We start from the raw sequence: 26,587 nt of genomic DNA on the forward strand, positions 1-26,587 counted from the left end.
CAGACCATGTCTGGTCTGGACAAGGAGAACTGCCGATGATGAAACGAGCTGATAGCCAGCAATGGAAAGAGGCATTAATCGTGCCACTGATATTAAGTGGCGCGCTGTTTGGTGTGACTCTGCCTGCCCATGCGGAAGAGACTCAGCGCATGTTAAGCAATGTGCCGCAGCCTCCCGATGTGCGACTGGGGCCACTGTATCATGCCGTGCAATCGGCCAAATTCTTTCCCGATCAAAAAACTTTTGCTGATGCGGTCCCGAAATATAATCCCTCCTCGATCCTCGCTGACTGGCAGATGCAAAAGAGCCAGCGTAATTTCGACCTGCGCCATTTTGTCAGCGCTAACTTTATTCTGCCCGCCGAAGGTGAAAAGTATATTCCGCCGGCCGGACAAAGTTTACGTGAACATATTAACGGGTTGTGGCCAGTACTGACGCGTACCACGGATAAAGCCAGTCAGTATGACTCTCTGCTGCCATTGCCAAAACCGTATGTGGTGCCCGGCGGCCGTTTCCGCGAAGTCTACTACTGGGATAGCTACTTCACGATGCTCGGACTGGCCGAAAGCGGCCACTGGGATCGCGTGCAGGATATGGTGGATAACTTCGCTTATGAACTGGACAAATATGGCCATATCCCCAACGGCAACCGCAGCTACTACCTCAGCCGCTCGCAGCCGCCATTTTTCAGCCTGATGGTCGAGTTACTGGCAAAACATGGCGGCGAACAGGTCTACAGCAAATATCTGCCGCAGTTGCAGAAAGAGTACAGCTACTGGATGGCGGAAGCGGATACGCTGAAAGCCGGTGAAGCCAGGATGCGCGTGGTAAAACTCAACGATGGCACCCTGCTTAATCGCTACTGGGATGCACGCGATGTGCCGCGCAGCGAATCTTATATGGATGATATTGCCACCGCCAACAAAGCGCCGGAACGCAATAAAGCCGAACTGTACCGCGATCTGCGCTCAGGTGCGGCCTCAGGCTGGGATTTCAGCTCACGCTGGTTTGATAAACCTGATGATCTGTCAACCATTCATACCACGCAGATTGTGCCGGTTGACCTCAACGCACTGCTGTTTCATCTGGAAAATACCCTCGCCCATGCCAGCAAAGTGGCGAAGCAGGAGGATGCCAGCCAGCGCTTTAGCGATCTGGCGAAAAAACGCCAACAGGCGATTAACCGCTATCTGTGGGATGAACAGGATGGCTGGTACGCCGACTATGACTGGAAGAAAAATAGCGTACGTAAACAGCTCACTGCGGCAACGCTGTTCCCGCTCTTTTTGCAGGCCGCGACCGATGATAAGGCCAGTCGCACGGCCGCTGCCGTGGAGAAACAACTGGTGAAAGAGGGCGGACTGGCGACTACTAATGTAAATAATGGCCAGCAGTGGGATGCGCCCAATGGCTGGGCCCCGCTACAGTGGGTGGCGGTGGAAGGCCTGAATCACTACGATAAACAGACGCTGGCGAAAGATATCGGCATGCGTTTCCTGAATAATGTACAGAGCACCTATGACCGGCAGCATAAACTGGTAGAGAAATATGTGGTTGAAGGTAAAGGTCTTGGCGGCGGCGGCGGCGGCGAATACCCGTTGCAGGACGGTTTTGGCTGGACTAACGGCGTAACGCTGAAACTGATGGATATGTATTGCCCGAAAAATATCACCTGTAATAACGTGGGGGATATCACGACAACCCACCCCTAAGCGCTAAAGTGATCCCGGGAGCCATGCTCAATGGCTCCCATGGCATCAACCAGCTTGCCGATAGATAAATTATTTTGATATAGCACCTCATCGCCTCCCTTTATCTCTCCTGATCCTTGCTGGTGCCGCATCAGCGTGACCTTTTGACACACTCCTGACGCTTTTTTCACGCCGAAATGCTAATTCCACGCTTTTATTGGGTTAATTCATTAATAAAATCAATGCTTGAAAGCGTAAACGAGAAAGATAATAATTATCATTAGAATTATTACAGTGTGTTTTATCTCACCAGTTATCTGCTCTCTGCCACGATTCACCTGCGACATTGTGGCTTTATAACAATGAAATAAAGGATCGGAAATAATGAGAATGTCTTTTACTTTGAAGCGTTCTGCTCTGCTATGTTCATTTGCCCTCTGCGTTCCAGGCGTCTCTTTTGCACAAGAGACGATGATCGTCAATGCTCAACCCGCAGAAACGGCTGATTCTCCTACCTCTGGCTATACTGCCACGACCAGTAAAGGGGCGACGAAAACCGATCGGCCGCTGATCACCACCGCTCAGTCAGTCTCCGTCGTGACACGACAGCAGATTGAAGATCAGGGCGCGACCAATCTTAATCAGGCGCTGAACTATACCCCGGGAGTCTTCACCAACTTCGCCGGGGCAGCGTCCCGCTTTGATACTGTCTCCCTGCGCGGTTTCCACGGTGGCGATACCGATAACACCTTTTTTGACGGGCTCCGGGTGATGAGTGATGGCGGCAGCCACAACGTCCTGCAGGTGGATCCGTGGTTCCTCGAACGCATCGATATTATTAAAGGCCCCTCTTCGGCTCTGTATGGTCAAACCGTACCGGGGGGGCTGGTCAATATGACCTCGAAGCGTCCGCAGTTCACAGAAGCGGGGCATTTTCGTCTGTCCGCCGGCACGCAGAACACCAAAGGCGGCGCCTTTGACTACACCAATGCGCTTAACGACCAGTGGGCATTTCGTATTACCGGTATGACCCGCAGCAGTGATACCCAGTACGATCATACCCGCGAAGAGCGCTATGCCATTTCACCCGCGCTGTTATGGCAACCCAGCGAAGACACATCATTATTACTGAAGGCTTATCTGCAGAAAGATCCTTCCGGCGGCTATCACGGTTCCGTGCCACTGGATGGCACCACCTATCCGCACAATGGCAAGACCCTCAGCCGCAGCTTCTATGAAGGTGAGAGTTCTCTCGACCAGTACAAACGTACTGAGCAGATTTATAGCTATGAGTTTGCCCATCGTTTTAACGAGACCTGGGCCTTCCGCTCCAACGCCAGCTATACCCATTCCAATATAAAGCTGGATCAGGTCTATCAGGGCGGCTGGCTCAGCGCGACCAGTGATGAGATGGCCCGTTACTATTCCGGTAACCGTTCCAGCCTGAATGCGATGGCGATTGATAACCAGCTGGAAGCCGATTTCGCTACCGCTAATCTGGAACATAAAGTGGTGCTCGGCGCCGAGTATCATCAGTATAAAAATGATATGTGGGATGGTCAGGCAACCGCCAGCAATCTGAATCCCTTTACCGGCGTTTCCGGCGGCACCGCACTGAATTTCTACAACGACGATGATGTCACCCGCCGCTATTACCAGACCGGCCTGTACCTGCAGGATGAGATGAAGCTGGATAAGTGGCATGTTGATTTATCAGGCCGCTATGACCGTATTGTTTCAAAGCAGGTAAATGATACCGATCAGACCTCACGCCGTCGCTCTGACGACCATGTCAGTGGTCGCGCATCGTTACTCTATGCGTTTGATAACGGTATTTCCCCTTACTTCAGCTACAGTCAGGCGATCACGCCGACCTCGCTGGAAGGGCCGGACGGCAACCTGCTGAAACCGACCACCGCCCGGCAGTATGAAGCGGGGGTGAAATATCAGCCAGTGGGTAGCGCGGATCTGTACACCTTCGCCGCTTATGATCTGACGCAAAAAGACGTTGCCAATCGCGACGTGGTGCAGGCGATTTATGTGCCCTCAGGCAAAGTCCATTCGCAGGGCATTGAGCTGGAAGCGCGCAACCAGATTACCCCACGCCTGAGCACCGTTGCCGGTTATACGCTGAACCATGTGCGCTTTAAAGATTCGGTTGATGGTAATAATGGCCATACGCCATACCTGACCCCCAATCAGATGGTTTCCGCCTGGGCGCATTATCAGTTTGATAGCGGGATTAGTGTCGGTACTGGCGTGCGTTACCTTGGCAGGCAGTGGGCGGATAATGAAAATACGACCCGGTTGCCTTCGGTTACACTGTTTGATGCTGCGGTACGCGCCGATCTCGGGGCGTGGGATAACCAGCTGAAAGGCGCCTGGCTGCAGGTAAATGCGAATAACCTGACCGATCGCGAATATGTCGCGGCCTGTTATGGCACCGGTTACTGCTATAAGGGTGCGGAGCGTACTATTGTGGCCACCGTCGGTTATGATTTCTGAGTATTAATCTGCCAGACAAAAGGGAGACATTGCGTCTCCCCTTTTTATCTCGCTGACAGTTAGCTTTTTACTTTACGGTAGATCCACAGCACCACAATGGCGCCAATCACCGCCACCACGAAGCTGCCGAAATTAAAGCCGTCAACCCGGCCAAAACCGAAGAAGGTACTGATCCAGCCGCCGACCACCGCGCCGACCACACCCAGTACCACCGTAATAATCAAACCGCCGCCGTCTCTACCTGGCATAATCCATTTCGCAATAATACCGGCGATCAGACCAAAAATGATCCATGAAAGAATTCCCATTTCCTGCTCCTTATTTTTTACTGATTAATACACCAACTACCAGGCCCAACGCCGCACCGATGCCAACGCCAGCCCATGGATTTTTTTTCAGATAATCACAGGACTCGCCGGCGACACTTTTCAGTTCATCACAGAGTTCACTGCCCAGCTCGCGGGAGCGTTCCTGCACCTGCTCAAGGTTGTTACGGGCTTCACGCTTTGAAAACATTACTCTCTCCTTCATACCGGCTTGCGGATATCCCGTGGCCATTTTCGCCAATAAGTATAGGCGAGATTTCTAACACTGTGATTTGAATCTAAAGTTTGAATAAAAAAACCCACCCCCTCACTTCAGCCACACTAAAGTATGTTGACTTAACGCCGATATTCCTCCCATAAGCGCAATTACCTGTGATTGAGCAACCGTATCGGAGCAGGATGTGAAACTGGAAGATAAAGAGCAATATCTTAAACGAGGCACCCTGGCGGTACTTGGCGTACTGCGTGACCTTGAGAAGCAGCAAACGCCGGTTCGCATTGCCAGTGCACGCGGACAGTTTATTAGTCGCTTGCTGTTTGTCGATCAGGAACAAATAGTGGTCGATTACGGCAGCAATCACTATGACAATCAACTGATGTTGCAATCGGAAGATCTGCATATTTCGGCTGAAACCCATGGCGCCAAAGTGGAATTCTCCCTGCCGGTGCTGACGGCAACCGAGTATGAGGGCTTACCGGCTTTTGCCGCACCGTTGCCAGAATTACTGTGGATGCTGCAGCGCCGCGAGTTTTTTCGCGTCAACGCGCCGCTGGAGCCGGTATTCTTCTGTGAAACACGCTGGCCCGACGGCGGCAAGGCGCGTTTTCGCCTGCAGGATGTCTCTCTCGGGGGTATCGGTGTGCTGGTGGATGATGTACTGCCTGAAGATCTTCACACCGGCGATATTCTGCACAACCTGCGGGTGGAACTGGGAAAATATGGCCGTTTTGAAGTAGATGCCCAGTTGCTGAATATCAGCCAGCGCACCAGTATCAGCAGTAAGAATGAAACGGTGATCACCCCGCGTCTGAGCTTTCGTTTTGTCGCCCTCACGGCGGTGCAGGAGCGCGAGCTACAGCAAGCGATTTTTGCCCTTGAGCGACTGGCACGCGATAAGGCCACCCGTTTTCAGTAACGGCCCGCTACCCGGCGATACCGGGTCAGTACCGCCTGCGTTAACGATAATTTTCATGGGTAAAGAGCATAAACTCGACTTTACCGTCAGCGTAGATCTCCGGCTCGGCAGCGCTGTCGAGATGCTTCAGCATCAGATCGGTAGCCAGCTGGGCATGCTGGCGGGTATTCTGGTCGATGGTCAGAGAAAGCGCTTTTTTCGCCAGGAGTTCACGCGTAGAAGTGTAGAGTTCATGGGTAATAAACACGCACTCATCCAGAATACGGTGGCGCGCCAGCGCCTCACTGATTTCCCGGTTACCCAGTCCGGTATTATAGATGCCACTGACCTTACCCGCCTGAGCGAGTTGCTGTTCCAGTAGTTTACTGATGGTCTCCCGTCGTTCCTGTCCGGCCAGCACTTCGCGCAGACGAACATGCGGGAAATCCTGCTGCAGCACCTCGCGAAATCCCTGAATGCGTAAGCGGTGCGCAGTGTAATCAAAGCGGCCGCTAATCATTACTACCTCGCCGGGGGAATGCAGCATTCTGCCCATCAGCAGCCCGGCGGTGCGCCCGGCCTGCAGTTGATTAATACCAACATGGCACAGCCGCTCGGCGCCGGGCAGATCGCTGACAATCGTGATCACCGGTACGCCACGCTGTTTACACAGCGCCAGCGCCTCATAGATGGCGGCATACTCGTGGGCAAAGACAATCAACCCGTCGCGCGTGGCGCTACAGGCGGCAATATGCGCGGCCAGCTTGTCGGGGCGGGACTCAGGAATAAAGGTACGGTGCAATCTGAGACGCCGGTAGCCGAGTCCATCCGCCACCTCGCTAAAATCCCCTGCCAGTTGCTTAAAGAAAAACGAGTCGTTACCGCTCAGGATCACTTCCAGCTGCCAGGGATGGCGATGCTCCTCCGGCAGAATACGGTTCAGCCCCGCCTGGCGCGCCGCCTCAAGTACTTTACGACTGGTTTGCGGTGATACGCCGCCCCGCTCATTCAGCACCCGATCGACAGTTGCCGCCCCCACCCCGGCGATTTTTGCCAGCGCTTCCAGGGTGACTTTTTTCATTCTGCACTCCGTTGAGGGAATTCCATCAAAAACCACGTTCATCAAGTGTATGCGCTAAAGGTATTTTGGCAATCCACGCTAATCGATAGCGCATACCTTCTTCCCTTTCCGGAGTCAAAAAATGGCAACGAAGCAACGATTTGCCCTGCTGGGCAGCGGTTTTATTGGTCAGGTTCATGCACAAAACCTCGCCGCACACCCTCTGGTCGAGCTGGCCCTGGTCGCCGATCCTGATACTGCGCGCGCGCAAGCCGTCGCCGACCGCTTTGGCGCGCAGGTGGCAACGGTCGCGCAGGCGCTTAACAGCGATGCCATTGATGCAGTATTGATCGCCAGCGCCACGCCGACCCATGCAGAACTGCTGGAGGCCGCCGCACGGGCCGGGAAAGCGATCTATTGCGAGAAACCCATCGACCTGTCGCTTGAGCGGGCGAAACGGGTGGTGGAAAAAGTGCTGCGGTTTAATCTGCCGGTTACCGTTGGCTTTAACCGGCGTTTTGACGCCAGCCATCAGCAACTGAAGCAGCATCTGCAACAGGGCGCCATTGGCCGCGCGGAACTGATTCAGATGGTGTGCCGCTCTTCGGCAATGCCCCCCGTCAGCTATCTGCAATCCTCCGGCGGACAGATGCGCGACCAGGCGATTCACTTTTTCGATCTGCTGCGCTGGCTGACGGAAGATGAAGTCAACACCATTGGCGCGCTGGGCGCTGCGCTGGCACTGCCGGAAATCGCCACATTTGGCGATGTTGATACGTCGGTACTGATTATGCAGATGAACAGCGGTGCGCTGGCGCAGCTGGATAATACCCGGCGTACCGGTTACGGTTACGACGAGCGCATCAGCGTGGTGGGCGCGGGCGGTATGGCGGAGTCCGCCAGCCAGTGCCCGCCGGGGGCCAGCCTGTGGCAGGGATCCAGTGTGACGCGTCCGGGACTGTGGCCGGACTGGTTTAATCGGGTGAAACAGACTTACTATCAGCATCTGGATGCCTTTGTACGCCAGCTCAACGGCGAGCCAGTGTCGGGGCTGCCGGGATTAATCGATGGCCTGCAGGCACAGGCGATTGCCGAAGCCGCCGTACTGTCACTGGCAGAGCGGCGTTTTTATCAGGTGGAAGCGGTCCTGCTGTAATGTCATAAAAAAACCACCCCGCCAGAGGTGGTTGATCAAAAAAAAACCACAATCACCGCTCTTCGTTAAACACAATCCCCATCTGACGACGGGCTTCATCCATCACGGCCAGGGTCTGTAACGATGTATCCAGCGAACGGATCGGCGAATCGGTTATGCCCTGCCCAACGCACCAGGCGAAATGCTCAGCTTCGTGGCTCAGTTGCGCATAACGATTTGTCGGTTCTTCCCAGCGCAACGTCTTACCCCCCTGACTTGCGGTCAACGTAAAGGCGCCAGGGGCGTAAAATTGTCCATCCAGCAGCAGAGTGGCGTCGCGCCCGGCGATCACCGCCGTACCCGGCGTATTGCTGAACAAGGTGGTGTTTAACAGCGAGTGCATACCGTTATCATGGGTCAGCAACATCGAAGCCTGCCCGTTAACCCCAGCGGGGGCAGGCTGACCGCTGGCGATAATGGTCTTTGCGGCACCGCCAATTTTCATACTTAGTCCGATCAGATAGCTGCCGAGATCGAGCATCGGCCCCCCCGCCAGATCCGCATTAAAAATACGGTGATCGGCGGTAAAAAACTCGCCGTGATCGGCAATCAGGGTGTGTAAATCACCCAGCGCGCCATCTGCCAGCAACTGGCCCAGCACATCATATTTCGGCGTAAAATCGCACCACATGGCTTCCATACACAATACGCCCTGCTGTCGGGCGCGCGCCTGCAGCCCGGCGCCTTCACGCGCATTCAGCGCCAGCGGTTTTTCAATCAGCGTATGTTTACCGGCGCTCAGCGCTTTCAGGCCGTCCGGATAGTGGTGGTTATGCGGCGTGGCAATATATACCGCATCAAGATCGGCCAGCGCCAGCATCTCGTCGACACTGCTAAACGCATGGGAAGCCCCCCACCTGGCGGCAAAAGCGTCGGCTTTCTGCTGGCTGCGCGCGGCAACCGCCAGCAGTTGCTGCGAAGTATGCTCACGCAGCGCGTTGGCAAAATGCGCGGCAATCCAGCCGGGACCAATAATACCCCAGCGTAATAGCGGAATGCTGCCGGCCACCGGGCGCCGTGGTACCGGTAATGAGGAAGGAAACATAGTCTCTCCTGTCGTCAGGATAAAAATGAGTCGCCGCTGGCAACCCGGGTCCAGCTGTGTGATACCATTGATTGTTCAATGGCGGTGAGAATCAGCTGATTTTGCAGGCCAAAAGCGAAGTTTGGGTAGCAATCGTGGTCGCTGCAAATGCCCTGTACCAGGTCATGAACTTCAATCACTTTGACATCAAAATAGCCCAACCCGCCGCCGCCAAAATCGAAGCCGAAGAAGCCGGAGTAGGCCGGAATCTGGCTACCGGCGTAGAGCGTTTTAAAACCACGGTCGTGTTTATCGTCGTTGAAGCGATACACCTGCAACTCGTTAAAACGCTCACCGTTCATATACAGGGTGCCTTCCGTACCGGAAACTTCCCAGAAAACGCCAAAGATACGCCCGGCGGCGATACGCGAAGCTTCAATCACCCCCGCAGCACCGCTGTCGAAGTTAACCAGACACTGCACCTGGTCGTCATTTTCCACCGCGCGCATCTCCGCATTCGCATCGATACGGCTGGCGTAACCGGCATCCACCTGCGGCAGCGGGCGCTGACGCAAATAGGTCTGGGCGCTGGCGGCGACCTCACGGATCCCCCCCAGCAAAAACTGTGCGACTGACAACGTATGCGCGCCGAGATCGCCAAGTGAACCGCTGCCGCCGAGGGTTTTCGAACAGCGCCATGACCATGGCAGGGTCGGATCATTGTAGAAGCCCTGATCGAAGGTGCCACGAAAACGTATTGGCGTACCGATATCACCGCGTTCAATGATTTGCTTCGCCAGCAGCGCGGCGGGAGTTTTGATATTGTTAAACGCCACCATGGTTTTCACTCCGGCACGACGTGCGGCGTCAGTCATCTCCTGCGCCTGCCGCGCGGTCACCGCCAGCGGCTTCTCGCAGTAAACGTGCTTACCGGCAGCAATGGCGGCAATCGCCATCTCAAAATGCAGATGATTCGGCGCGGTAATATCCACCACATCCACTTCACTGTCGTTGACCAGCTCACGCCAGTCGCCATAGGCTTTCTGCGCGCCAAAACGCGCTGCCGAACTTTCCGCCATTGGCTGATCCTGATCGGCCAGCGCATACAGTAGCGGACGTTTTGGCAGGTCGGGATAGATCATTGCCGCCCGCCGGTAAGCATCAGCATGGGCCTGCCCCATAAAGCCTGAACCAATCAGACCAATATTCAGTGTATTACGCATTATGCCGTCTCCTTAGCCCGCTGCGGCAAACGGAACTGCTGGCAGACCCAGTGTGCGGCGCGGGTCGCGGTCGCAAGTGGCGGGGCGTGGCGTGGATCCTGCTCCGCTTCAACAATCAGCCAGCCCTGATAGCCGCTGTGCTGCACAAAGGCAATGATCGGCGCGTAATCAATGCAGCCCTCGCCCGGCACGGTAAATATTCCGGCGCGCACCGCCTCGTTGAAACTCAGGTCTTCGTCATAGACACGTTTCAGGATCGCCGGGCGTACATCCTTCAGATGGATATGCACAATGCGCTGACCATATTTCTCCAGCACCCGGGCATAATCCACGCCAGCGGCATAGCCGTGGCCGCTATCCAGCACCAGACCGACGTGATGGCTGGTGTGCTGCATAAAGGCCTCCAGTTCATCGTCATGCTCTACCAGCATCATCAAATGATGGTGATAGGCGATCTGCAGGCCATAATCACGCAGCAGTACATCGGCAAAGGCATTCACCCTGGCGGCATAGTGTGCAAGATCGATACTGCTCAGTGCCGGGGAACGCGATATCGGTTCATCCAGCGGTGAGCTGCCCGGCATCTGACCGCATTCGCCATACACCAGCACGTTGGCGCCCAACTGACGCAGTAAATTAGCGTGATCGCGTACCGCTGCGACCTCCTCATCCACGCTGCGATCGGCGAGAAAACCGCTGTGCCAGCCCGAGGCCAGCTGCAGGCCGACCGCAGATAGCAAAGGCGCCAGTTCAGCCGCGCTGCGTGGAAATTTGCGCCCCAGCTCAATCCCCTGATACCCGGCCGCTGCCGCCTGCTGCAGGCAGGTCTGCAGCGGAATATCGTCGCCGAGATCCACCAATACGTCGTTGGTCCAGCACAATGGGCTCACCCCGAGTTTTACGCCTGTTGCCGCCATCTGATTGCTCCTGACTGGTGATGTTGGCGACAACTATAATCAGCAGCCTGCGAACTTCGGTATCGCTTTAATGATGGAAAACCATCAATAGCCGGCTTCACCGGAAAATGCTGATCAGGCCGGCGGGTTCAGGCAAACTGACGCTATCGGCTATTACCGCACTTTTTATTCAGGATACTGCGCCATGAAAACCCTTCCCGTCGTGACTATTACCTACTGTTCCCAGTGCAACTGGCTACTGCGTGCGGCCTGGATGGCGCAAGAGCTGCTGAACACCTTCAGTACCGATCTGGCCCAGGTCACGCTGATCCCGGCCAGCGGCGGGATTTATCAGATTACCGTCGACGATCGGTTAATCTGGGACCGCAAAAGTATGGGGGGTTTCCCGGATGCGGCGGAGATTAAAAGGCGCCTGCGGGCGCAGTGTTTTCCGGATCGCGATCTTGGACATAACGAGAAAAAAAGCCCCGCCAGCGATGGCGAGGCTTAAGCAAAAAAAAGCCGCGCAGTGCGCGGCTTAGACATGGACCTGCGGCAATCAGAAGTCGACATTGACCCCTAACTGGAAGGTACGGCCCGGCATAACCGCCAGCGCCTGATCGTTAGCATCCTGATTGGTGGAGTCCGTCAGCTCGCGGCTGCTCAGGTAGTCCCGGTATTTGCGGTCGGTGATATTATACAGCCCACCGCTCAGCCTGACGTTTTTGGTTGCCTGCCAGTAAGCGGTCATATCCAGCAGGCCATAGCCCGGCACGCGCAGATATTCGCTACTGGCATCGGTCAGCGCGCTGCCGCTGTTACTGTAGCTTTCGCGATTGGTTTCGGTAGATTGTTTACCTTTGACGAAGGTCGCGGTTAGCGCGGTGCCATATTGCTTCGCCGGGGCATCCCAGGCCAGCCCGACCACCGCTTTCATCGGTGCGACACTGTCGAGATCAACATATTTGTCACCGGAGTATTCCGACTTAGACTCACCTTTGCTATAGCCCAGCGCCAGCCCGGCGCTGAAACCCTCCGCCCGGGCGAACCAGCTGCCGAAGTTGAGGCGGGCGCTGACTTCCCCGCCATAGATAAACGCCTTATCGCGATTCTCCGCCTGATAGGTGGTGTAAATATTTGATGGCACATTGGTGAATCGTTCCGGGTTGCCGGAGCGGGTATAACGGGTATAAGCAATAAAGTTTTTGTAGGTGTTATAGAACAGAGCGGTACGTACCGTCAGACCGTCGGTCACCTCTCCCTTCATTCCCCACTCAAGGTTATTGCTGGTCTCGGTTTTCAAATCGGTATTACCAATCAGCGCATACTGCTGGCTACCGGCATAACTGGAGCCAAGGTTCCATGAACCATACAGCTGACTGGCATTTGGGAATTGCGCGCCACGCTTATACTGAATATATGTCATCAGTTTTGGCGTCAGATCGTAATTAAAGCTGATGGATGGCAGCACCTCAGTATCGGTATTGCTGTCGCCATACAACGTCTCCAGCGCCGATTCAGTCAGCACGCTGCTGCCGCTGGTCAGGCTGCTAAGGTTTTCTGCCCGGGTACTCTGATGCGCGACGCGCACCCCCGGCACCACAGCAAAACCGTGCCCGTTCAGATCAAACTGGATTTTATCCTGCATAAAAGCGCCCAGCGTATAGCTGCGGCTGTCCGCTTCCGGTTGCATAATGGTGCTGTAGATACTCTGCACCGGTTCCTGGCGGAAGGGGCGCGCGGTATCGCTGAGGCGGGCATTGACCCCACCCGTCAACTGGTGACGGCCAAGGGTTTTCGCCAGTTGCGCTTCGAAACCGTAAGTGTCGACATCGTAATCAGAGTAGACGCGCTTCATGCTGCTGCTGTCGGCCGGCATCCAGGTATTATCGTGCGCCTGGGTTTGCTGATAAAACACTTTGGTCAGCAGGCTGTCGATCAAGTCGTTATACGGCGTCCACTCATCCTTCAGGCTGAGGCCCCAGCGACGGGTATTACTCTGTTGCTCTGCAGTACCCAGCACCGCACTGCCGGCGGTATCCCAGCTGTCATAATGGCTGTGGTTAGTTTTATCGTAATAATCCAGCGTAGTGGTCAGTTTATGCGCATCGTTTGGCTGCCAGATAGCGGAACCCTGCAACGCATTGGAGTGCCAGTTAGCCGGGTACGCCGCGACCGTCCCGCTGTTATTGCGGGTTTGCTGACCATCGCGCCGGCTGTAGACCAGCACGCCGCGCAGGATCTCATCGCCAGCCGCGGTGGTAATTCCCTGATGCCAGCTACGGTTGGAAGAGTCGTAGTCGCTCTGGTAACCAAAGTAAGTGGATTTGGTCGGAGAAAGGTAATCATCCGCAGATTTCGGCAGAAACGACACGGCCCCGCCAATCGCGGTATTCGCACGTGAAGTCGCAGTGGCGCCGGATTCAATCTCCACCTGACCATACATATAGGGGTCGAGATAATCCCTGCCGATACCGAAAGTATTCAGACCGGCACGGCTGACATAGCTGCGGCCGGTTGCGTCTGGCTGCGGAATACCGTCAACATCGATACCCACGCGGTTGCTTTCCAGGCCGCGAATATTAAAACCGGTATAGCCACTGCGATCGAAGCCGCTTTTACCTGCCGATGACCCACCCTGGACGCCGGTGGCGCTGACCAGCGTCTCATAACGCATCACCGAACCGAAATCACTGGCGCCTTTCTTCTGCAGCTCTGCCGCACTGTAGCTAACCTTGCTGCCGGCCTCTTTTTCCGGTTCCCGTGCGGTAACGGTCATCACCGTTTCACTCTGCCGCTGGGTGGAAATTTTCAAGACGGGTTTTTTATTACTGTTGCTGACGTTTTGTTGATCGGACGTCGTATTAGTGGTTTTTTCGTCAGCGCGGGCGATATTGACGTTAAAGGTGGCCGTCAAAAATACCCCGGTTAATAACGATGTTTTTATCAGCATCTGGTGCGGTGAAAATGTGCGCATAGCAATACCCTGCTTAATTATTGGTATCTGCTCAGCGACTGCTTCCCTGGAAAAAAGACAAATAAAATGCGCCTTCTGCGCGATGGTGCAGAAAGTTAACCCTGACGATCTGTTTTTATGAGCGCTATCATATCCAAATGATAATGATTATCAATACATTTATAAGCGTGATAAACATCCTTTACACAAAACGGTAAAACACCCGGAATGATGGAGAAATTCGGCAGAGAGAAGATGGCGCTGGCAGCGGGTATGCCGCCGGCGGGAGCGGGCGTCAGATTAGATGGTGCGGTAAGCGCTGGTCACTTTCCACAAATAGCGTGGCGCCTGGGCTGCCGGATGTTTTGCCTGTACATGCTGGTAAAACTCCTGCGGCGTCATCTGATTGATCATGGCAATCGCCCGGTCGCGGTTGCGTGAAAAGGTACGCAGCAAAGCCCCGGAACCATTGGCGTAAGAGACGATTGTGGCATAGCGTAAGGTTTCCGGATCACGAATACCGGCCAGTTCCTGTGACTGCAGGATACGTAAATAGGCGGTGCCGATATCAATATTACGCGCCGGGTCGCGCAGTTCCGAACCGCTCGGCTGGCCGTGCTGTCCGCGGGCGCGCCAGACTTCGCGACCGGCGGTAGAGGCTTTGATTTGCATTAAACCAATGGCATTCGAACGGCTCACTGCCGTTGGATTGCCACCGGACTCGACGCTAATAATGGCATTAATCAGTCGTTCATCAACACCATAGTGGCTGGCGGCATCCTCGGTGAACATTGACCAGGCCTGAGAGATTTTTTGCGGCGGCGCCTGAGTTAATGGCGTTTGGCGCTCGGGTGGTGCTTGTTTCGGCGGTTTACTGGCGCATCCCGCCAGTAACAGCACACATAACATCAGCGATCGGGTTTTCACGCTATTCTTTTCCTCGCAGCCACTTGTTCGCGCTCAATCATACTGACTGGCCTAAAGTTAAAAATTGCCGTTTATCTGAATTACCGCTAAATTCCGGCCCGGAGGTGACTTCATGTCAACTTTTCGTCATCATCAGTTGGTTAGGACACCATGGATAGGGAAATGATTCAAAATTCATTGACTAAAAAACCGACACCGATCACACATCGTTGATCGAAAAACGCTCTGCTATGGCGTATGTATTCAAACCGTTGGTCGTCATTGACCGCTTAGAGGGAGATAACTGAGCATGAGGTCTGCAACTTCCCGACTTTTTCATCTGGTTGCGCCATCAGGTTATTGCCATAACCAGGCTGCCGCCCAACGCGGTATTGAGCGGCTGTCGGCTGCCGGGCATCGCGTGGAAAATCAGACGGTTATTTCGCGCCGTTACCAGCGCTTCGCCGGTAGCGACAGTGAGCGGCTGCACGATATTAATGCGCTCGCCAGTCTGCACCCGCTGCCGGATATCGTGCTGGCGGTACGTGGCGGCTACGGCGCCAGCCGGTTACTCGACCAGATCGATTATCCGGCGCTGCAGCAACTGGCCGGAAAGCCGCTGGCGATCTGTGGTCACAGTGATTTCACCGCCCTGCAGCTGGCGCTGCTGTCGCAAAGCGGCCTGATAACCTTTAGTGGCCCGATGCTGTGCGGTAATTTTGGCGCTGAGCAATTGTCTGATTTTACTGCCGAACATTTCTGGCGGGCAATCACTCAGTCTGAATTCAGCGTAACATGGCAGACAATGGCCGCAGATGCGCAAGTCAGCGGTACGCTGTGGGGCGGCAATCTGGCGATGATTGCATCACTGGTGGGAACGCCATGGTTGCCAGCCGTCGATGACGGTATTCTGGTGATTGAAGATGTCAATGAGCATCCGTTCCGCACTGAACGCATGCTGCTGCAACTGCATCAGTCCGGGATTCTGGCCCGCCAGCGTGCGATTATCACCGGTAGTTTTACCGGCGCGGCGCTGACCGATTACGATAATGGTTTCGATTTTTCCTGCGTCTGGCAGCGGATCCGCGAACTGACCGGTGTGCCGGTGATTACCGATCTGGCATTTGGCCATGATCAGGACACCGTCACCCTGCCCATCGGGGCACAGGCCAGATTACAGGTCACTCAGGGCCGTAGTCAGCTGAGTATCAAGGGACACCCGACGCTCAAATAATTTTTTACGCATCAGGAAAATGATGATGAAGCCGCTGTACGAGGATCTCTGGATCTCCACCCCTGAATTTCCCGCGGCTGAAGACCAGCCTGAACTGATGATGCATGGTTTTTTGCTGAAGCATCCGCGCGGTAACCTGCTGATCTCGCGGGTAGAACATCCGGCCGATCAACAGGCGCTGGTCGACCTGGGGGGAGTGATGCGTCACTATCTTACCCACTGGCACGATGCCGCTCCCGGCGCGGTGGCGATTCAGCAGCGTTTTAATAGCGCGCTCTATTGCCATAGCCGGGCGCTCGGACCGGTGAGCCGGATCCTCGAACCGGATGCCACCTTTAATAGCCTTGAGAGCCACTTTGGGGATTTCCATATCCTCCCCTCACCCGGCCATACCCCCGGTAGCTGTAGTTTTTTCTATCATTCGCCGTATGGCAAAAGCTACCTTTTTGTCGGCGATACGCTAACCCAGGATAAAGGCCGCTGGATCACCGTCACCGTTGCGGACAGCAACAGCGGTGATTTACAGCGTACCCTGGCGCACTATCGCACCCTGCGCCCGGATGTGGTGTTAATGAGTACCACCCGTGGTCACCTTTCATGGCAGGAAGTTAACGGCCGCCAGTGGCAGGCGGCCATTGACCAGGCGCAGTATTCGCCGCTGGATATGCGTGAAGCAGTGATTTACTGATAGCGGCGGTAGTGTGGCGCTAATGAACGCTACAGGGATTTCGTCAGATAGTGACGCTGATGCTCACGCGGATAATTATCCAGCGAGAAACGTAGCTGATAGCCCAGTTTTTCATAGAAGGGACGCGCCTGAAAACTGGCAGTATCCACCTGCGCATAGATACAACCACGGTCGCGCGCTTCCTGTTCCGCCGCCCGGATTAACTGGCTACCCACCCCCTGGGCGCGCAACGCCTCACTGACCCACAGCATATCGATTCGTAGCCAATTTCCGGTGGTAGAACCGGTTAAACCCGCCAGCTTTTTACCCTGATTATCACTGACAAATACCGCCAGCGATTTCACTTCATTGATATCAATATATTGCGCATTAAACGCCATCAGCCCCGCTTTTACTTCATCCAGATCCTGATGCGTCGGCGTGGCAGTAATGATCAGTTCCATTTAATACTCCATAACGTCAGGGAAAACCGCTCTGATTATTAATCACTACGCTATCACGCGTTGCAGCGAAATAGCGAGGCGGTAAACAACAAAATAAAAGACATCATTCTCATCTCTTGCCGCCAATGCTTTCATATTGAATTTATTCAATATTTTACTAAAAATCAGATCATAAGCAAAAAATATCTCAGGAAATTCCTAAAAGCGAAAAATAAGCTAGAATTAATGAGCAAAAATTGATCGGTGTTAAGACATTGAGCCGCGCAAGGTCACAGGATCAAAGCATGGCAAATTACAAGGAGGAAAATGTATGAAACGGCGTAATGTTAATTCATCTAAAATTCATACTGTTGGCTACGATATGGATAATAAGCTGTTGGAAATAGAATTCCAGCAGCGAGAAGTCTATCGTTATCAACAGGTCCCGCTGACGGTTTTCCATTTACTGATGGCGGCACGGTCAAAAGGACAATATTTTGATGAAAATATTAAAAATCAGTATCCGTTCAGGAAGGTTGCCTGATCAGCATATAACCGACCGATGGCTGCTGACGCGGACGGGTAAAGCAGCGTGATAATCTTTGCCCGCCTCCGGTAGCGGAAAGCGTCGCCAGGCCTCTCCGCTACCCTTCTCTTCTGCTCTGCTCTGCACGCCGCGGCTGACGACTTCTCTGACCGTCATTTAACTAGCTTACTGACAATATTATTTATTCTGCCGTTTGCTTTTCCGCAGGCTTAACTGTTGGTAAAAGCGCCTGAAGAAAGCTTTTCGCACCGAAATGACATTTTTCTGTTGCTGCAATGGTCACAATGTTTCACGTTATCGAGCGTGACTTCTCTGCCCGGCGCCAGGAGTGATGGCCCACTTCTGCCCCGGCGGCATAGATAAAATGGCATTGATGACTTCAGGAGCAGTTTTTGATGGCGAAGGATTCAGAAATAGTTCTGCAGTTGCGTCGCATACTGGCAAGTGACCAGGTGCTGACCCGTGAGGACGACAAGGCATATTACACAAAAGGTTTTCGTGTCGGTAAAGGACAGGCGCTGGCAGTGGCGATCCCGCAAACGCTGCTGCAACTCTGGCAGGTGCTACAGGCCTGTGTCGCCTGCGACAAAATCATTTTAATGCAGGCCGCCAATACCGGCGTAACCGGCGGATCAACCCCGGACGGCAACGATTATGACCGTGAGGTGGTGATTGTCAGCACCCGGCGAATTAAAGGCGTACAGGTAATCGATAATGCACAGCAAGTGATCGCCTTCGCCGGCAGCACCCTGACCGAACTGGAAAATGCGCTCAGGCCACACCATAAAGAGCCACACTCGGTGATTGGTGCATCCTGTATCGGCGCTTCGGTAGTGGGGGGCGTGTGTAATAACTCCGGTGGTTCGTTAATTCGTCGTGGTCCGGCATTTACCGAAAAATCACTGTTCGCACAAATTAACCATGATGGCAGCCTGTCACTGGTTAACCATTTAGGTGTCGAACTGGGGGATACGCCGGAAGAGATGATTAGCCGGCTGGAGCAGCAACAGTACGTCACCGGCGGGGCCGCCGACTGGCAGGGGAAAATCTGGGCGGATGATTATGCCGCGGTTCTGCGTGACGTCAGCGCGAACACCCCCACCCGTTATAACGGTAATCCGCAGTACCTGCATGACAGTTCCGGCAGCGCCGGGAAGATAGCGGTATTTGCCGTACGACTCTCCACCTTTGATGCCAGCGATACCACCGCGACTTTTTATATCGGTACCAACCAGGAGAGTGAACTGGTGGCGTTGCGTCGCTATCTGCTGGAGCATCTTCACGAGCTGCCACTGCAGGCGGAGTATATCCACCGCAACGCTTTCGATCTCACCGTCACCTATGCCAAGCATATGTACTGGGCGATTAAACGACTGGGTCCGGAAGCATTGCCGTCATTAATGGCCGGTAAGGCAAAATGGGATCTGCGGGTGAAAAGGATGCGTATCCTGCCGCTGAATTTTGTCGATAAGCTGCTACAGCTGGCGAATAATCTGACGCCGAAATTAGTGGCCAAACGCATTCTCGACTATCGCCATCGTTACGAACATCACCTGATGATTAAAGCTGAAGCCCCCCATGCCGCACAACTTCAGCAGCTGTTGACCCACTTTTTCGCTACCCGGTCCGGGGCGTTTTTCCGCTGCGACCCGCGCGAGGAGAAGGATGCCTTTCTGGTACGTTTTGGCGTCGGCGGCTGCACCATCTCCTACTGTGACTATTACGGTATTAACACTGACGAACGGCTGATCGCCTTTGATGTCGCACTGCGCCGCAATGACAGCCAATGGCGCATTGATCTGCCGCCGCATCTGCAAGCACAGGTGCAGGAAGAGTCATGCTGCGGCCATTTCTTCTGCTTTGTTAATCATCAGGACTATATTCTGAAACCGGGAGTGGATGCGCAGGCATTTAAACATCAGGTACTGGAGTATCTCGACCAGCGCGGGGCGCGCTACCCGGCCGAGCATAATGTCGGTCATCTGTACCATGCTTCCGCCGAATATGAACAGCATATGCGCCATCTTGACCCGACTAATAGCTGTAATCCGGGGATTGGTAAAACCAGTAAGAAGAAATTCTGGCAGTAACGGGGTTGCCTGGCAGTAAGCCGGCTACCCGCCGTCAGCGGCGGGTAGCCGGCCCCGGTATTTCATCCAGGTTACCGCAGGCGATGGCAGATTACTCTGAAAGCGGTAACAGCCAGGCAAACTGATACACAGATGGCAACAACGGATAATACAATTAAAGTCAGATACAGGGCGACCGATAACCTGACAAAGTCGACAAAACGAGGCATCGGTGAGAGAAATGAATCATAAAATAGAGGTGGCGCTGATCGCGCTGTTACTTTCTGGTTGCGCTTTAAAGCAGTATCCGGAATCGGTGAAAGTCAGTGCGGTAGAGACCAGTTCACTGGATTGTCCGGCGATTGAACGCGAGATTGCCGCCTCACATAACGTTCAGCAGAAAATAGCCCACACCGGCTCATTCGATGTGTTAACCGTTCTGGGATTTGTCGGTGATCTTGGTATCGGCAATGGTATTGCCAAATACCGCGCAACAAGCAAAGCTCAGGAAAGGCTGGATCAGCTGGAGGCACTCAAGGCGGCCAGATGTCCGGTGGTGGGCTAAATCTGACGTTACTCTGCCGCCACTTCCGCTGCAATCAACATCAGGGCAATACCGGCATCTTCAGGGTCGTACTGCCCCATCACATCACGAATAGCACTGATGCAGCCGGTCACCCGCTGCTGTTGATCTTCTGGTAATGACGCCACGGCATTACGGATTATCATCAAACTTGCTTCTTCTTCTTTCATGCGGTCGCTCCCTATAAAACACCCGGCACAGAACCCTGCCAGCATACCGTTTCCGGCTGCTGTTCGTCATCATTTATCCGCGCCAATCTTTACTCGTTTTTACCGTTCTGCGGCGAAATAACATCGGGATCTGGTGTGGCAAGATTTATCCGCTACGCTATACATGAGAGGGTATATATTCTGATGTTGTTTTGCGTTAAAGGAAGAGATCATGAAGCTGTTGCAGATAACCCTTGTCGTCGGAACCCTGGCGCTGACAGCTTGCTCCGCAGATTATCAGGGCAGAGAGTGTGTCGGAAAGGTACAAAGCTTATCAGGGCAGCCGCTGGGACAGACCCAGGCGCTGGTTATTGACCGCTTTGACTCATTTACCGTCACGACTGCAGATAAGAGTATTCACAGCGGCCCGCTGCAAACCGCCGATCGGCGTTTATATTTGCCCTCAGCGGTTACCCGTGAAGGCTATCTCGCCCAGCGTCTGTCGGATAACAGTTTCTGTCTGATCGACTCACCGAAAAACCAGATGGTGACCTATATATGTCATTGATCAAGCCCATCGTTAGCCGTCTGCTGCGCAGTGATCCCGATAACAAACGCTGCTTTAACGCCTTCTGTTGCGCCCCGCCTTAGCGCTGCGCATGGCTGCCCGAGACATGCCGCCGCGCAGTAGCACAAAATGATCAAGTAAAAATTGTACATAATTGGTTTTACTGTATAAGTTCATTGCGCATTACCAATTCACCTTCTGACAAACTTTACTGTTCTCATCTTTTATTGAGATGTCATGAATTAATGCCTGCTCAGGCTGTTTTACCGCTGCTTTAAACTTGTGGATCTGCCCTGCGCTTCGCAGTGGAATCGGAACCCTGTTGCCCAAAACAATATTTCAGAGGCTCTACACATGCACAATATGACCACCACCGCATCGAACATCGCCGAGTACTTCACGCAGCAGCATGAGCTGATGAAAAATGGGGCGGATGTTATCACGGCAGTTGTGGGGGAACTTTCGGCCAGCCAGCAATTCGTAAACAATAAAGCGATTATTCTGAAGTTGCTGGAGAAGCTGGAGAGCGAAACCGATGAGGTTAAACTGGATATCTATCGTCAGGCTTTAGAAGCAGTAGTGCAGCGCACGCCTGACGATATTATCTCCTGAAACATGGCCGTAGCGCCGGCGACAGACCGCGATTTACGCCGATCATTAGCCACCGGCCGTGGCTAATGACTCCCCTGCACACCCGCTGCGCGACCTTCCGGCCCTTACTCTGGCAACCGCTATTCGTCCGTTTTAGGGGGAATATGAATTTCATGTCCGCAATTACCGGTATGGGTGATGGCGGGAAAAACCGAGCTGTTGGCGCGCTCTGGTGCAACATGCTCAACGGGAGTGAGTCCCGACGGAGGTGTGGTTCTTTCGATAGAGGTCATAACAAGCTCCATTTGTTATTGATAACAGGTCAGATAAATTAAGGCCTTACTGGCTAATGTTTTGCCTTATGCCACGCATTTTTGCCGCTATTAGCGTGAGTGTCTTATGGCATGCCTGCATCGGGCATCGGAAACCATCAGTACGGAAAAATGCGGCCGGCTTTTCCGGCGTAATATTCATGCTCTGCAGATAAATAACCGGGCTGGATAGTCGCGGGAGATTTTAGCAAGCCGCCGCCACAGGCGATATCAATTTCCGCTCAATACGCGCCTCAAAGAGGCGCGCCGGTAACAATATTAGTTGTCCAGATGGTACTCAAGGGTAATTTCCGCCTTCAGCAATTTTGACACCGGACAGTTGGCTTTAGCCTGATTGATAATCTTGTCAAAGCTGCCGTGATCAATGCCCGGCAGTTTAACCTGGCTTTTTAGCGCCACTTTGGTGATAGCAAAGCCGCCGTCAACTTTATCGAGCGACACATCGGCCGTGGTATCAATACTCGTGACAACAAAACCGGCATCTCCCAGCATCAGTGACAACGCCATCGAAAAGCAGGCCGAGTGTGCGGCCGCAATCAGTTCTTCAGGGTTGGTGCCGGTTTTACCCTCAAAACGGGTGTTAAAACCGTAGGGCTGCTGCTCCAGCGCCCCGCTCTCCGTCGAAATATAACCTTTGCCTTGTTTGATATCGCCTTCCCAGTGAGCCTGTCCCTTTTTATGAATGGTCATCTGATCCTCCGGTTGCTACTGAATGAACTTTCAGTATAGATAGTTCTCAGCATAATGATGGCGTCAGCGGGAAAGCGCCCAGGCCTGACTGCGGTAACACTACGCCATCACCGGTCTGGGCCGCAGTGCGACGAAAATGGTCACAGCAGCAATCAGCAGCGCCAGCGCACTGGCAATAAAAACGCCTTTCGCGCCGCCAAGATTAAATATTGCGCCGCCGGCAGCCGCACCGACAGTAATCGCCAGCTGCACCGCCGCCACCATCAATCCGCCACCACTTTCAGCATCATCCGGCATGGTACGCGTTAGCCAGGTTGACCAGCCGACGGGTACCGCGCCGAACGCCATGCCCCAGAGCGCAATCAGCAGCGCGTCGACAAACGGGGCAAATCCCAGCAGCACCAGCGCCAGCGCCATGACGCCCATCACCAGCGGCGTCATCATCAACGTCAGGTGCAGATTACGCTCCAGCAGGACCCCGGCGAGCAGCGTGCCGGCGAAATTGGCGACGCCAAAACCGAGCAGGATCGCCGATAGCCCATTGACGCCGATGCCGGCGACATTTTCGAGGAATGGTCGCAGATAAGTGAAAAAGGCGAAATGTCCGGAGAACACCAGGATAACGGCAAACATCGCCGTCTGAATGCCGGGACGTTTTAACACGGTAAAAATATTACCTGCCGTTCCGCTGGCCAGCGGCGCCATTTTCGGCAGGCTGGCGATCTGCCAGATCAACGCCAGCACGCCAATCGCGGCGGCGGCGATAAACACATTCCGCCAGCCAATCAATTCGCCGAAATAGCTTCCCAGCGGCGCAGCCGCGATGGTCGCCACGGAGACGCCGCTAAAAATAATTGATAATGCCCGCGGGATTAATGCCGCAGGCACCAGCCGCATCGCCGTGGCGGCAGAGAGCGTCCAGAATCCACCAATCGCAACCCCCAGCAGCACCCGTCCGATAAAAATAAATGACAGCTGTGTGGCGAAAGCCACCAGCAAATTTGAGGCGATTAGCATCACCGAGAACGCCAGTAAAACCCAGCGGCGGTCAATATTTCTGGTTACGCTGACGCTGACGATGCTGCTTAGTAATGCCACTGCGGCGGTAATGGTGACCGCCTGTCCGGTTAATGCTTCACCAACGCCAAGGCTGGTCGCCATCGGCGTTAGCAGGCTGGCAGGGAGAAATTCAGCGGTAACCAGGCCAAAAACCCCCAGCGTCATGGAGAACACCGCTCCCCAGGCTGGCTTCTGCCCGGTCGCCGCAGTTGCACTCAGGTGATTTGCACGGTTCATTGGTCATATCCCATCTGGTTTAGATTAAGCCACAGCGTAAAAGGCTGGCGCCGGATGGTCTATGATGTAAAATCCGTAATTATTGATTATTCGTCCGGAATAAGTGAGCGCGCGATGTCAGAGATAACCGATAGCCATGATCTGGCCAGTGAACTGCTGCTGGGCATGCGCCTGCTGGGGGTGCAGTACAAACGCATTGAGATGGCCGGGCCGTTTGGCATGCACTTTGCCAATGCGCCGGGGCGTGCACAATTTCATTTTATCAGTCGTGGTCCGGTATTGCTGCGTACCGGCAGTGGCAAACTGTGGACGTTGAACAGCGGTGATGCCGTGCTGTTACCACAGGGGGTCGATCACCTGCTGCTCTCTTCCCCGGATGTTCCGGCGACTGATATCACCGCCTTCGATGCGATAGCGATATGCAGTAATGTCTGCTGTATCAACGCCTGTGCAGAAAAATCCGCCAGCGCGCCAGCCAGCCTGATTTTCAGCGGTTGCATGGAGTTTGATTTAGGCGGTATGCAGCCGCTGATCAGGGCGATGCCGGAATTGATGCTGGTGAGTACCCTGATACATCAATACCCCGAAGTCCAGCCGATGCTTGACGCCATGGAGCGCGAGTCGCAGGCCAGACGTGCGGGTTATGCTGGTATTCTTTCCCGGCTGGCGGATGTGGTAGCGGCTTTTATCGTGCGTGGATGGGTAGAGAATGGCTGTGGCAACACCGCCGGCTGGCTGCAGGCGCTGCGCGACCCGCGGCTGGGGAAAGCGCTGGTGGCGCTCCATCGCGACCCGGGGAGAAACTGGACGGTGGCGCAACTGGCAGCGGAAATGGGTAGTTCACGCAGCGTGTTCGCGGAAAGGTTTTTAACCGTCACCGGTATGACGCCACTGCGCTATCTGACTGAACTGCGTATGCAACTGGCGGTACAGTGGATTAGTCAGGATGGCGAAGCGATTGACACGGTAGCCTGGCGTCTGGGCTACGGTTCGCTGGCCGCTTTTAGCCGTGCGTTTAAACGTATCAACGGTAAAAACCCTGGCGCCTTACGGACGAAGTCAGCGGCCCCGCAGTTCTGACCGGCGCCATGCAATGCTACAGGGGTTTTCGGTTAATCAACTCGATGCCAAGGCCAATGGCGTTGGCATAATATTGCGCGTCAATGATGGCGCCATGGTTGCCACTTCGGACAAATTCCATCCCGCGCTGTTGATAAATATTCTGCAGGTGATCGCGCTTTAACGGATATTGATGACAGATATCCGTCATTCGATTTTTTGTTGCCGCCGATAACGACGAGATTTTATTTCTGGCGTCATCACTGCCGCGAAAATTATTTATTGCCGTGACGCTGATGCCGACCAGCCTGTAGCGGTCAGCCGCGCTGGTGGTCTGATCAATGCTGGCAATTTGGGCTAATTGCCGATTAGTTCTGATTTCAGCGCTTAGCTTCACGTCGATGGCGGCCGGGGCATTCACTATCTTTCTGATTTCAGCAAACAGGCTATGGGTCATATTATTGCAGATTCGCCCCATCGCCATCAGCGGCGATAGCATATTATGGTTAATATAGGGCACCCGGTGTATTGGCATACTGCGGCTCCGGTAGAGGTATTTTTTTTACGCTAACACAGCGCCCGCCGGGTGACTTTTAAAAAACGCTCACGCCATCAGCATTAGCGCCAGATAAACGCTGCGGATCAGATGAATTAATGGCTATCTGCAGCGTTTTCCATTACAAGGAGGGATATGACGTATCTATGCAACACTCAGCGACCCGGGACAATACCTTGATTCAGCACAGTTTAACATTACGACTTTCCTGGGGTGTCAGCGAGGTACTGTTGCCAGACCTTCGCGCACTGCTGCCTGCCGCATCCATCCAGTTTTTTTCCAATGAACTGGATGAACGCTGGCATTACACTCTGCTTTGTATGCAGAGCGATGAACATTGTTCACTGATTGTGCCGGCGATTATTGTCTGGCGCCAGTTAGGCAGAGTGACGTCGCTACAATACAGTAGTGCCACTTTTACCCGGGATATTTCCGCGGTAAGTCAGATCGAGCTGTTTGATTTACTGAAGATCCCCGGCGCGGTGCTGCATATTGCCTGACGGCGTGCAAACCAAGGGTGTTATTCGGCGAATGCTGGCAGCGGAACAGAGGTTGCGCCTGGCGCCGAAGGTGACGCAAAACCGCCAGGGACACAGGATAATTAGCCAGCATAAATACCCCATGGAAAATAGTGATATTAATGAATAACGAACAGCGATTTACAGTGCGGACAGACCATCGTCTGCTCTTTCGCCAGCTTAGTTATCGACTGTTTGGATTTTTTCCCACATACAGGACATGTTGTATTGGTACTCATTGTCTTGATGCGTGCCATCACGTCAGTGAAGTACGACATATATTCAACCTTTTCAAGGAATGCGGGTCATTATATCATCATTGTACGTAAGTTAATCAAATAACCTTGCTTTATATATGTGTTTTCAGGCTTATCGCTATGCGCTAAAG

The 26,587-nt window shown here is 53.9% G+C and carries 28 protein-coding genes; 14 read left to right on the forward strand and 14 right to left on the reverse strand.

What is annotated here, in order from left to right:
• The first annotated feature begins 35 nt into the window (after positions 1-35).
• Both treA and JWF83_RS15875 read left to right on the forward strand, forming a co-directional pair.
• Entirely contained in the window at positions 36-1,712 is a 1,677-nt protein-coding gene (gene treA, locus JWF83_RS15870) for an alpha,alpha-trehalase TreA (protein WP_413651317.1), read from the forward strand.
• Positions 1,713-2,075: 363 nt separating this feature from the next.
• Positions 2,076-4,196, forward strand: coding sequence for a TonB-dependent siderophore receptor (locus tag JWF83_RS15875; RefSeq protein ID WP_413651319.1), 2,121 nt, complete (start codon positions 2,076-2,078; stop codon positions 4,194-4,196).
• A 59-nt stretch (positions 4,197-4,255) separates the two neighbouring features.
• Here JWF83_RS15875 and JWF83_RS15880 read toward each other — a convergent pair whose 3' ends face one another.
• Both JWF83_RS15880 and JWF83_RS15885 read right to left on the reverse strand, forming a co-directional pair.
• Positions 4,256-4,504: a GlsB/YeaQ/YmgE family stress response membrane protein gene (locus JWF83_RS15880; RefSeq protein ID WP_413651320.1), complete on the reverse strand. Its 249-nt coding sequence runs from the start codon at positions 4,502-4,504 to the stop codon at positions 4,256-4,258.
• A 10-nt stretch (positions 4,505-4,514) separates the two neighbouring features.
• Positions 4,515-4,712 carry a DUF883 family protein gene (locus JWF83_RS15885; protein WP_413651321.1) on the reverse strand — a complete coding sequence of 66 codons (198 nt, stop codon included), beginning with the start codon at positions 4,710-4,712 and terminating at the stop codon, positions 4,515-4,517.
• Positions 4,713-4,923: 211 nt separating this feature from the next.
• Here JWF83_RS15885 and JWF83_RS15890 point away from each other — a divergent pair, with 211 nt between their 5' ends.
• Positions 4,924-5,658 carry a flagellar brake protein gene (locus tag JWF83_RS15890; protein ID WP_413651322.1) on the forward strand — a complete coding sequence of 245 codons (735 nt, stop codon included), beginning with the start codon at positions 4,924-4,926 and terminating at the stop codon, positions 5,656-5,658.
• A 40-nt stretch (positions 5,659-5,698) separates the two neighbouring features.
• Here the strand turns inward: JWF83_RS15890 and JWF83_RS15895 are convergent, their stop codons facing one another.
• The gene (locus tag JWF83_RS15895; protein ID WP_413651324.1) at positions 5,699-6,718 is read right to left on the reverse strand and encodes a LacI family DNA-binding transcriptional regulator; all 1,020 of its coding nucleotides are present in this window, start codon (positions 6,716-6,718) and stop codon (positions 5,699-5,701) included.
• A 121-nt stretch (positions 6,719-6,839) separates the two neighbouring features.
• Between JWF83_RS15895 and JWF83_RS15900 the strand changes: the two genes are divergently transcribed.
• Positions 6,840-7,853 (forward strand): Gfo/Idh/MocA family oxidoreductase, encoded by a 1,014-nt coding sequence (locus JWF83_RS15900; protein ID WP_413651325.1) that lies wholly within the window; start codon positions 6,840-6,842, stop codon positions 7,851-7,853.
• Positions 7,854-7,905: 52 nt separating this feature from the next.
• Here JWF83_RS15900 and JWF83_RS15905 read toward each other — a convergent pair whose 3' ends face one another.
• Genes JWF83_RS15905 through iolE form a run of 3 tightly spaced genes read right to left on the reverse strand, consistent with a single transcriptional unit; the run spans position 7,906 to position 11,056 of the window.
• Positions 7,906-8,937, reverse strand: a complete 1,032-nt coding sequence (locus JWF83_RS15905; RefSeq protein ID WP_413651326.1) for a Gfo/Idh/MocA family protein — start codon at positions 8,935-8,937, stop codon at positions 7,906-7,908.
• Positions 8,938-8,951: 14 nt separating this feature from the next.
• The gene (locus JWF83_RS15910; RefSeq protein ID WP_413651327.1) at positions 8,952-10,139 is read right to left on the reverse strand and encodes a Gfo/Idh/MocA family protein; all 1,188 of its coding nucleotides are present in this window, start codon (positions 10,137-10,139) and stop codon (positions 8,952-8,954) included.
• Positions 10,139-11,056 carry a myo-inosose-2 dehydratase gene (gene iolE, locus JWF83_RS15915; RefSeq protein ID WP_413651328.1) on the reverse strand — a complete coding sequence of 306 codons (918 nt, stop codon included), beginning with the start codon at positions 11,054-11,056 and terminating at the stop codon, positions 10,139-10,141. The genes JWF83_RS15910 and iolE overlap by 1 nt, the downstream gene beginning before the upstream one ends.
• Positions 11,057-11,240: 184 nt before the next feature.
• Here iolE and JWF83_RS15920 point away from each other — a divergent pair, with 184 nt between their 5' ends.
• Complete coding sequence (locus JWF83_RS15920; protein ID WP_413651330.1) at positions 11,241-11,546, forward strand: SelT/SelW/SelH family protein; 306 nt, start codon at positions 11,241-11,243, stop codon at positions 11,544-11,546.
• Between the two features lie 48 nt (positions 11,547-11,594).
• Here JWF83_RS15920 and JWF83_RS15925 read toward each other — a convergent pair whose 3' ends face one another.
• Entirely contained in the window at positions 11,595-14,012 is a 2,418-nt protein-coding gene (locus JWF83_RS15925) for a TonB-dependent receptor domain-containing protein (RefSeq protein ID WP_413651332.1), read from the reverse strand.
• A 279-nt stretch (positions 14,013-14,291) separates the two neighbouring features.
• A complete protein-coding gene (gene emtA, locus JWF83_RS15930) occupies positions 14,292-14,918 on the reverse strand; it encodes a membrane-bound lytic murein transglycosylase EmtA (RefSeq protein WP_413651333.1) in 627 nt (208 codons plus the stop codon).
• A 289-nt stretch (positions 14,919-15,207) separates the two neighbouring features.
• Here emtA and ldcA point away from each other — a divergent pair, with 289 nt between their 5' ends.
• Together ldcA and JWF83_RS15940 are read left to right on the forward strand one after the other, a co-directional pair.
• Positions 15,208-16,131: a muramoyltetrapeptide carboxypeptidase gene (ldcA, locus tag JWF83_RS15935; RefSeq protein WP_413651335.1), complete on the forward strand. Its 924-nt coding sequence runs from the start codon at positions 15,208-15,210 to the stop codon at positions 16,129-16,131.
• Positions 16,132-16,156: 25 nt separating this feature from the next.
• A complete protein-coding gene (locus tag JWF83_RS15940) occupies positions 16,157-16,819 on the forward strand; it encodes an MBL fold metallo-hydrolase (RefSeq protein ID WP_413651502.1) in 663 nt (220 codons plus the stop codon).
• A gap of 29 nt (positions 16,820-16,848) precedes the next feature.
• Here JWF83_RS15940 and JWF83_RS15945 read toward each other — a convergent pair whose 3' ends face one another.
• Positions 16,849-17,262, reverse strand: a complete 414-nt coding sequence (locus JWF83_RS15945; RefSeq protein WP_413651337.1) for a GNAT family N-acetyltransferase — start codon at positions 17,260-17,262, stop codon at positions 16,849-16,851.
• Between the two features lie 310 nt (positions 17,263-17,572).
• Between JWF83_RS15945 and JWF83_RS15950 the strand changes: the two genes are divergently transcribed.
• From JWF83_RS15950 to JWF83_RS15960, 3 genes are all read left to right on the forward strand, one after another.
• Positions 17,573-17,785: a KTSC domain-containing protein gene (locus JWF83_RS15950; RefSeq protein ID WP_413651339.1), complete on the forward strand. Its 213-nt coding sequence runs from the start codon at positions 17,573-17,575 to the stop codon at positions 17,783-17,785.
• 398 nt (positions 17,786-18,183) lie between these two features.
• Complete coding sequence (gene dld, locus JWF83_RS15955) at positions 18,184-19,878, forward strand: D-lactate dehydrogenase (RefSeq protein WP_413651341.1); 1,695 nt, start codon at positions 18,184-18,186, stop codon at positions 19,876-19,878.
• 220 nt (positions 19,879-20,098) lie between these two features.
• Positions 20,099-20,422: a hypothetical protein gene (locus JWF83_RS15960; protein ID WP_413651343.1), complete on the forward strand. Its 324-nt coding sequence runs from the start codon at positions 20,099-20,101 to the stop codon at positions 20,420-20,422.
• Between the two features lie 8 nt (positions 20,423-20,430).
• Here JWF83_RS15960 and JWF83_RS15965 read toward each other — a convergent pair whose 3' ends face one another.
• Positions 20,431-20,610: a hypothetical protein gene (locus JWF83_RS15965; RefSeq protein WP_413651344.1), complete on the reverse strand. Its 180-nt coding sequence runs from the start codon at positions 20,608-20,610 to the stop codon at positions 20,431-20,433.
• A 211-nt stretch (positions 20,611-20,821) separates the two neighbouring features.
• Between JWF83_RS15965 and JWF83_RS15970 the strand changes: the two genes are divergently transcribed.
• Together JWF83_RS15970 and JWF83_RS15975 are read left to right on the forward strand one after the other, a co-directional pair.
• On the forward strand, positions 20,822-21,157 hold the full coding sequence (locus JWF83_RS15970; RefSeq protein ID WP_413651346.1) for a hypothetical protein: 336 nt from the start codon (positions 20,822-20,824) through the stop codon (positions 21,155-21,157).
• A 354-nt stretch (positions 21,158-21,511) separates the two neighbouring features.
• Positions 21,512-21,769, forward strand: a complete 258-nt coding sequence (locus JWF83_RS15975; RefSeq protein ID WP_413651347.1) for a biofilm/acid-resistance regulator YmgB/AriR — start codon at positions 21,512-21,514, stop codon at positions 21,767-21,769.
• Between the two features lie 569 nt (positions 21,770-22,338).
• Here the strand turns inward: JWF83_RS15975 and JWF83_RS15980 are convergent.
• Together JWF83_RS15980 and JWF83_RS15985 are read right to left on the reverse strand one after the other, a co-directional pair.
• On the reverse strand, positions 22,339-22,770 hold the full coding sequence (locus tag JWF83_RS15980; RefSeq protein WP_413651348.1) for an OsmC family protein: 432 nt from the start codon (positions 22,768-22,770) through the stop codon (positions 22,339-22,341).
• Between the two features lie 99 nt (positions 22,771-22,869).
• A complete protein-coding gene (locus tag JWF83_RS15985; RefSeq protein ID WP_413651350.1) occupies positions 22,870-24,066 on the reverse strand; it encodes an MFS transporter in 1,197 nt (398 codons plus the stop codon).
• Positions 24,067-24,189: 123 nt separating this feature from the next.
• Here JWF83_RS15985 and JWF83_RS15990 point away from each other — a divergent pair, with 123 nt between their 5' ends.
• A complete protein-coding gene (locus JWF83_RS15990) occupies positions 24,190-25,146 on the forward strand; it encodes an AraC family transcriptional regulator (RefSeq protein ID WP_413651503.1) in 957 nt (318 codons plus the stop codon).
• 16 nt (positions 25,147-25,162) lie between these two features.
• On the opposite strand, the gene JWF83_RS15995 is transcribed toward JWF83_RS15990, so the two are convergent.
• Complete coding sequence (locus JWF83_RS15995; protein WP_413651352.1) at positions 25,163-25,660, reverse strand: hypothetical protein; 498 nt, start codon at positions 25,658-25,660, stop codon at positions 25,163-25,165.
• Positions 25,661-25,827: 167 nt separating this feature from the next.
• On the opposite strand from JWF83_RS15995, the gene JWF83_RS16000 reads away from it, so the two are divergent.
• Positions 25,828-26,181 carry a hypothetical protein gene (locus JWF83_RS16000; protein WP_413651353.1) on the forward strand — a complete coding sequence of 118 codons (354 nt, stop codon included), beginning with the start codon at positions 25,828-25,830 and terminating at the stop codon, positions 26,179-26,181.
• 137 nt (positions 26,182-26,318) lie between these two features.
• On the opposite strand, the gene JWF83_RS16005 is transcribed toward JWF83_RS16000, so the two are convergent.
• Complete coding sequence (locus tag JWF83_RS16005) at positions 26,319-26,477, reverse strand: YnfU family zinc-binding protein (protein WP_413651355.1); 159 nt, start codon at positions 26,475-26,477, stop codon at positions 26,319-26,321.
• Positions 26,478-26,587 lie beyond the last annotated feature (110 nt).

The organism is Pantoea sp. B65, from assembly GCF_047308185.1.
In the GTDB taxonomy this organism is placed as follows: domain Bacteria; phylum Pseudomonadota; class Gammaproteobacteria; order Enterobacterales; family Enterobacteriaceae; genus Erwinia.

Coding starts and splice junctions, on each gene's coding strand:
- JWF83_RS15970 (WP_413651346.1), top strand. CDS start 20,822: ATGAAGCTGTTGCAGATAACCCTTGTCGTCGGAACCCTGGCGCTGACA.
- JWF83_RS15905 (WP_413651326.1), bottom strand. CDS start 8,937: ATGTTTCCTTCCTCATTACCGGTACCACGGCGCCCGGTGGCCGGCAGC.
- iolE (WP_413651328.1), bottom strand. CDS start 11,056: ATGGCGGCAACAGGCGTAAAACTCGGGGTGAGCCCATTGTGCTGGACC.
- JWF83_RS15880 (WP_413651320.1), bottom strand. CDS start 4,504: ATGGGAATTCTTTCATGGATCATTTTTGGTCTGATCGCCGGTATTATT.
- treA (WP_413651317.1), top strand. CDS start 36: ATGATGAAACGAGCTGATAGCCAGCAATGGAAAGAGGCATTAATCGTG.
- JWF83_RS15920 (WP_413651330.1), top strand. CDS start 11,241: ATGAAAACCCTTCCCGTCGTGACTATTACCTACTGTTCCCAGTGCAAC.
- ldcA (WP_413651335.1), top strand. CDS start 15,208: ATGAGGTCTGCAACTTCCCGACTTTTTCATCTGGTTGCGCCATCAGGT.
- JWF83_RS15875 (WP_413651319.1), top strand. CDS start 2,076: ATGAGAATGTCTTTTACTTTGAAGCGTTCTGCTCTGCTATGTTCATTT.
- JWF83_RS15950 (WP_413651339.1), top strand. CDS start 17,573: ATGAAACGGCGTAATGTTAATTCATCTAAAATTCATACTGTTGGCTAC.
- JWF83_RS15965 (WP_413651344.1), bottom strand. CDS start 20,610: ATGAAAGAAGAAGAAGCAAGTTTGATGATAATCCGTAATGCCGTGGCG.
- JWF83_RS15960 (WP_413651343.1), top strand. CDS start 20,099: ATGAATCATAAAATAGAGGTGGCGCTGATCGCGCTGTTACTTTCTGGT.
- dld (WP_413651341.1), top strand. CDS start 18,184: ATGGCGAAGGATTCAGAAATAGTTCTGCAGTTGCGTCGCATACTGGCA.
- JWF83_RS15980 (WP_413651348.1), bottom strand. CDS start 22,770: ATGACCATTCATAAAAAGGGACAGGCTCACTGGGAAGGCGATATCAAA.
- JWF83_RS15975 (WP_413651347.1), top strand. CDS start 21,512: ATGCACAATATGACCACCACCGCATCGAACATCGCCGAGTACTTCACG.
- JWF83_RS15995 (WP_413651352.1), bottom strand. CDS start 25,660: ATGCCAATACACCGGGTGCCCTATATTAACCATAATATGCTATCGCCG.
- JWF83_RS16005 (WP_413651355.1), bottom strand. CDS start 26,477: ATGTCGTACTTCACTGACGTGATGGCACGCATCAAGACAATGAGTACC.
- JWF83_RS15945 (WP_413651337.1), bottom strand. CDS start 17,262: ATGGAACTGATCATTACTGCCACGCCGACGCATCAGGATCTGGATGAA.
- JWF83_RS15895 (WP_413651324.1), bottom strand. CDS start 6,718: ATGAAAAAAGTCACCCTGGAAGCGCTGGCAAAAATCGCCGGGGTGGGG.
- JWF83_RS15925 (WP_413651332.1), bottom strand. CDS start 14,012: ATGCGCACATTTTCACCGCACCAGATGCTGATAAAAACATCGTTATTA.
- JWF83_RS15940 (WP_413651502.1), top strand. CDS start 16,157: ATGAAGCCGCTGTACGAGGATCTCTGGATCTCCACCCCTGAATTTCCC.
- JWF83_RS15885 (WP_413651321.1), bottom strand. CDS start 4,712: ATGTTTTCAAAGCGTGAAGCCCGTAACAACCTTGAGCAGGTGCAGGAA.
- JWF83_RS15910 (WP_413651327.1), bottom strand. CDS start 10,139: ATGCGTAATACACTGAATATTGGTCTGATTGGTTCAGGCTTTATGGGG.
- JWF83_RS16000 (WP_413651353.1), top strand. CDS start 25,828: ATGCAACACTCAGCGACCCGGGACAATACCTTGATTCAGCACAGTTTA.
- JWF83_RS15985 (WP_413651350.1), bottom strand. CDS start 24,066: ATGAACCGTGCAAATCACCTGAGTGCAACTGCGGCGACCGGGCAGAAG.
- JWF83_RS15900 (WP_413651325.1), top strand. CDS start 6,840: ATGGCAACGAAGCAACGATTTGCCCTGCTGGGCAGCGGTTTTATTGGT.